Source organism: Methylobacter sp. Wu8, assembly GCF_036440755.1.
GTDB lineage: Bacteria > Pseudomonadota > Gammaproteobacteria > Methylococcales > Methylomonadaceae > Methylobacter_A > Methylobacter_A tundripaludum_A.
In genome coordinates this window covers 1-4,062 of record NZ_JAZGVT010000061.1, presented here as the reverse complement: position 1 = coordinate 4,062, position 4,062 = coordinate 1, and the positions used below count along the sequence as shown (strand labels likewise).

The window sequence follows — 4,062 nt, the reverse complement described above, 5'->3', positions numbered from 1 at the left end:
CTAAGGAACATGCAAAAAATAACTTGAGCAAATTTCATTTTTTAACCATGAAGAGCATGTTCAAGACAAAAGAGCAAACACAGCCACTAAGAATCACTATTGAGCCAAACAGATATGAGCAAACGGATAAAACTATGCATTATCGGCGGAGGGCCGCTGGGAATAGGCCTGGGCAGGGAGCTGAACGACGGCGGAATCGACTATGACCTGTATGAGTCGGAAGCGGATTTGGGCGGCGTGTGGAACGGCGACGGCAAAAGCGGCCGGGTATACCCTTCGCTGCATTTGATTTCGCCGAAGTTCAACACCCAGGTTCCCGATTATCCGATGCCGGACGATTATCCGGTTTACCCGAACCACAAGATGATGCTGGCCTATATGCGTTCTTACGCCAGGGACTTCGGCGTGTATGACAAAGCCATTTTCAATACCTCGGTCACCAAGCTGGAACCGGCCGGGGACGGCTGGGACGTGACCTTGTCCAGCGGCGAGTGCAAACACTATTCGTTTGTCGCGGTCTGCAACGGCGCGCAACGGGTCGCCCGTTATCCCGACCCGCCGTACCGGGGGCATTTCAGCGGCGAAGTCTTTCATTCAATGGATTATAAATCCCCCGACCAGATCAGAGGCAAACGGGTTCTGGTTGTCGGTGCGGGCAACTCCGGCTGCGATATTGCCGTGGATGCCGTGCATCATGGCACCGACGTGTATCACAGCACACGGCGGGGCTACCATTATTACCCGAAATTTATCGGCGGCAAGCCGACGCCGCAATGGATGCTGCAACTGGGCAACAAGTTCAAATCCAAGGAAGAGACCATGGCCTACATCCAGCAGGTATTCAAGCTGGCCGGTTACGACGGCGTCGATTACGGCTTGAAAAAACCCGATCACCCGCTGGACGGCGCGCACCCGATCATGAATTCCCAGATTCTGTATCATATCGGTCATGGCGATATTCAGCCGAAAGACGATGTCGATTACTTCGACGGCAACACCGTCCATTTCACCGACGGCTCCAGCGCCGACGTGGACGTGATTATCTACGCGACCGGTTACGACCGGGATTTTCCGTTTATCGATCCGGCGCTGTTGCAATGGAAAGCAGGCATCCCCGACTTGTTCATTCACATTGCGCCGAGAAACCTGGACAACATCTTTTTCTTCGGTTTTGTTAATGCCGCGGCCGGTCTGGGCGACGGCTTGAGATTGCAGGGCCAGTTCGTCAGAAGCTACATCAAGGCGTTTACAGACAAAAGCAAAGGCTATGACAAATTTATCCAGGCCAAGCAGGAAGACGACCCCGACTTGGGACAGGATTATTTCCTGGATTCGCACCGGCATTTATGGGAAGTGGATTTCTGGAAGTTTATTAAAGTCGCGCGTATGTACAGGGATATGCTGGATGAGCGTTAATCCCAATGTCGGATCAATGCGTAGCGCATCTTATGGCTTTTCAACATAGGAAAATGTCGGGCAAGGAAAAGATGTTGCGCGACCTCCCGGCTATTGTCGGTCAATTCTGGGAGTAGTATGTGATACGGGTAGGCTGGGTTGAATGCAATGAAACCCAGCATTGGCGGCATCGAAAGTTGGGTTTCGCGTTGCTCAACCCAGCCTACGGCCCTAGAATGGGCAGGCGGTTTTGCCCGCCTTTTACGTTGCCGGATTGTTCCTCGTTGATATTTCCCGGTCAGCTTATGCGGGTTCACCGCCGGAGGCCAATTCAGCCGTACCGGCGCATCCGGCCCAATCCAGCGGATAAATGCCTCTTGCAACATCGCGGTGAAAAGTGGAAAACGGCCAGTCTTGTACGCGGGACACCAAACCGTGTTTAAGCGGATTAATGGCAATGTAATCCCTATGGCGGGCATAATCCGATTCGCTGTTGATGCAGTGTTCCCAATAGCGCCGTTGCCAAAAAGTCGATTCGCGATGTTTGCTTTTGGATGCCGTCATCCAGTCGGTTCGATGGTAGAGCCCAGCGCAGGCCAAGGAAACCCTGCGTTTAATAGAACTCCAACGAAGCGCACAATCGGCGTCGCCCGGCGGCAAAGTCCAAATCGTATGTAAATGATCGGGCAACAATACCCAAGCGTCTATAGTAAATGGATGGCGCGATTGCACCGTTTTAACGGCATCGCGTAACGCCGACCGTACCGGGTCGTCGCAAAGAATCGGGCGGCGGCGATACGTAACCACCGTAAAAAAATAAGTCGCGCCCGGAATATAGGCGCGCCGATAATGTGACATAACAAAAAATAGAAAGTGAACAGCATATCAAGTGTAGGGTGGGCAGGCTGTTTTGCCCACCTTTTACATTACCGGCTTCGTTTTGCGTGGGCACGAAAAGCATGTGCCCACCCTACCGGGCTAACGTAAAGCTCAGCTGCGTAGCGTCAGCGGAGTCGGCTGGAGTGTTGGGTTAGGCTCGGACTTCATTGTAATAAAAGCATGGGCTGGTTTTCCCTTTTTCAAATCAAACGAGCGATGCGCCTCCTAATATCGGCGCATCCTATTGGCGTACCTTATGGCCTTGACTGGTGTGTTATCCAAAAACAGGGTTAATCTGCGCCAGCACCCAAGTGAAGCCGCCGCCCGCGAGGTTCACATATTGGGTTTGCCCGCTGAAGGCAATAATGGTTTTCCCGGCGGGCGCTGTAACCTGATGCATTTGCGGGTTGGATACTGAAGGGTTTACAGCAGCCGGATAGCTGGTGCCGTTAATGGTGATCTGCGCAATAACCTGCTGTCCGTACCAGTTGCCGGTAACGTAACTGAAAGCCGTGAGGCCATTTGTGAGGTTGATCGGATTGTTCCCATTGCCACCATCACCGCCGTGCGGCAATAGTTGTACCACATACGAGCCATCGCTGCTGGCATTGGTACATTGGATAGCATCCACGATATCGCCGCTGCGGATAACGATACTTTGGATAAGCGTTGGCGTGGTTTGCACATTCAAGATGGCTCCATCGTTGAACGGAACCACATTCGGTTGGCCGGACATGTATTGTCGCAGCAATAGTTGCTGACTTTGCTCGAAAGGCCAGTTGGAAGAATCAAGCCGCCAACTGATCATGGAATGGTAGGGGTATTGCTGGTCATTGTATTGAATCCCGGTCGTGTATTGCTGATAGGCATCAAGCGCAGTTACCCCACTTTCAAAATAGGCGGCGAATCCCAACAGATCAGCATTGATGCCGTGTGCAATAAATACGCTCGGATCGGGAACCCAGTAACTTTGCAAATTGACCACATCCACATTGGCATTCACAGCATCCGCATTCAGGTTATCGACACTCTGCTGGCCCTGATTTGAACTCGGCGAAACGGCCAGATAATACGTGTCCCCGAAAGCCTTGCCCAGTGCGTTGAGCCAAGCGGCAGATTGCTGCGAAGTGAGGTTGCTGGTAGGAATTTCCCAGTCAATGTCGAAACCATTGAGGCCGTTGTTACCCAGAAAGTTGGCCACATTGTTCGCAAAGGTAGCCAGCAGGGTGGGATCGGCGATGATCGTTTGCAGATCGGTGGTGATTTGACTGCTATAGGCCAGCAAAGCAAATATGATGATGTCCGGGTTTTGTGCACGGGCATCTGCCACCTGTTGGGCGAGATACGTGTTACTCGTGCTCAGGGTAGGACTGGTCGGGTTGCTCATATCCACACCAAACCAGCCGATGCTGAGGTAATCGAGGGTGCCGTAAATCCCGTTGAGCTTAATGGAACTGAAATTGCTGTTGGGTGAGCTGTAGGTAGCTCCTGTAGGATGCAATTCACTAGTCAGCCAAGCACCAATGGCACCGGTAAAGTTTGCTCTTTTTTTCATTGGAGTGTCCTTTAGGATTTTAAATCAAGAGTTGAACGAAGTCGCTACTCGCCAGGAACGCGATCCGGGCTGAGGAACAAAAACTTATTAAGTCATTTTAGTTCTCCTCAATAGTTAGGCGGATTCAACTCCGAAGTGCAATCCTAGTAATCATGCGGCATCCCTCTCTTGTTCAGGAAAAAAGACCTCATGAGGTGTTTTAAAATTGAGTGTTTTTCGAGGGCGATGGTTGA

Annotated in this window: 3 protein-coding genes; 1 reads left to right on the top strand and 2 read right to left on the bottom strand. The window is 51.7% G+C overall.

Annotated features, from left to right (window positions below; all coding sequences use genetic code 11):
- Window positions 1–99 precede the first annotated feature (99 nt).
- Window positions 100–1,416, top strand: a complete 1,317-nt coding sequence (locus V3O24_RS09205; RefSeq protein WP_331307028.1) for an NAD(P)-binding domain-containing protein — start codon at window positions 100–102, stop codon at window positions 1,414–1,416.
- A gap of 282 nt (window positions 1,417–1,698) precedes the next feature.
- On the opposite strand, the gene V3O24_RS09200 is transcribed toward V3O24_RS09205, so the two are convergent.
- Window positions 1,699–2,253 carry a transposase gene (locus tag V3O24_RS09200; protein WP_104424076.1) on the bottom strand — a complete coding sequence of 185 codons (555 nt, stop codon included), beginning with the start codon at window positions 2,251–2,253 and terminating at the stop codon, window positions 1,699–1,701.
- 295 nt (window positions 2,254–2,548) lie between these two features.
- The gene (locus V3O24_RS09195; protein WP_331307027.1) at window positions 2,549–3,829 is read right to left on the bottom strand and encodes a glycosyl hydrolase family 18 protein; all 1,281 of its coding nucleotides are present in this window, start codon (window positions 3,827–3,829) and stop codon (window positions 2,549–2,551) included.
- Window positions 3,830–4,062: the final 233 nt, after the last annotated feature.

What these genes read in the sequence shown, in the direction of transcription:
- V3O24_RS09195 (WP_331307027.1), bottom strand. Translation starts at nt 3,829, where the DNA reads ATGAAAAAAAGAGCAAACTTTACCGGTGCCATTGGTGCTTGGCTGACT.
- V3O24_RS09200 (WP_104424076.1), bottom strand. Translation starts at nt 2,253, where the DNA reads ATGTCACATTATCGGCGCGCCTATATTCCGGGCGCGACTTATTTTTTT.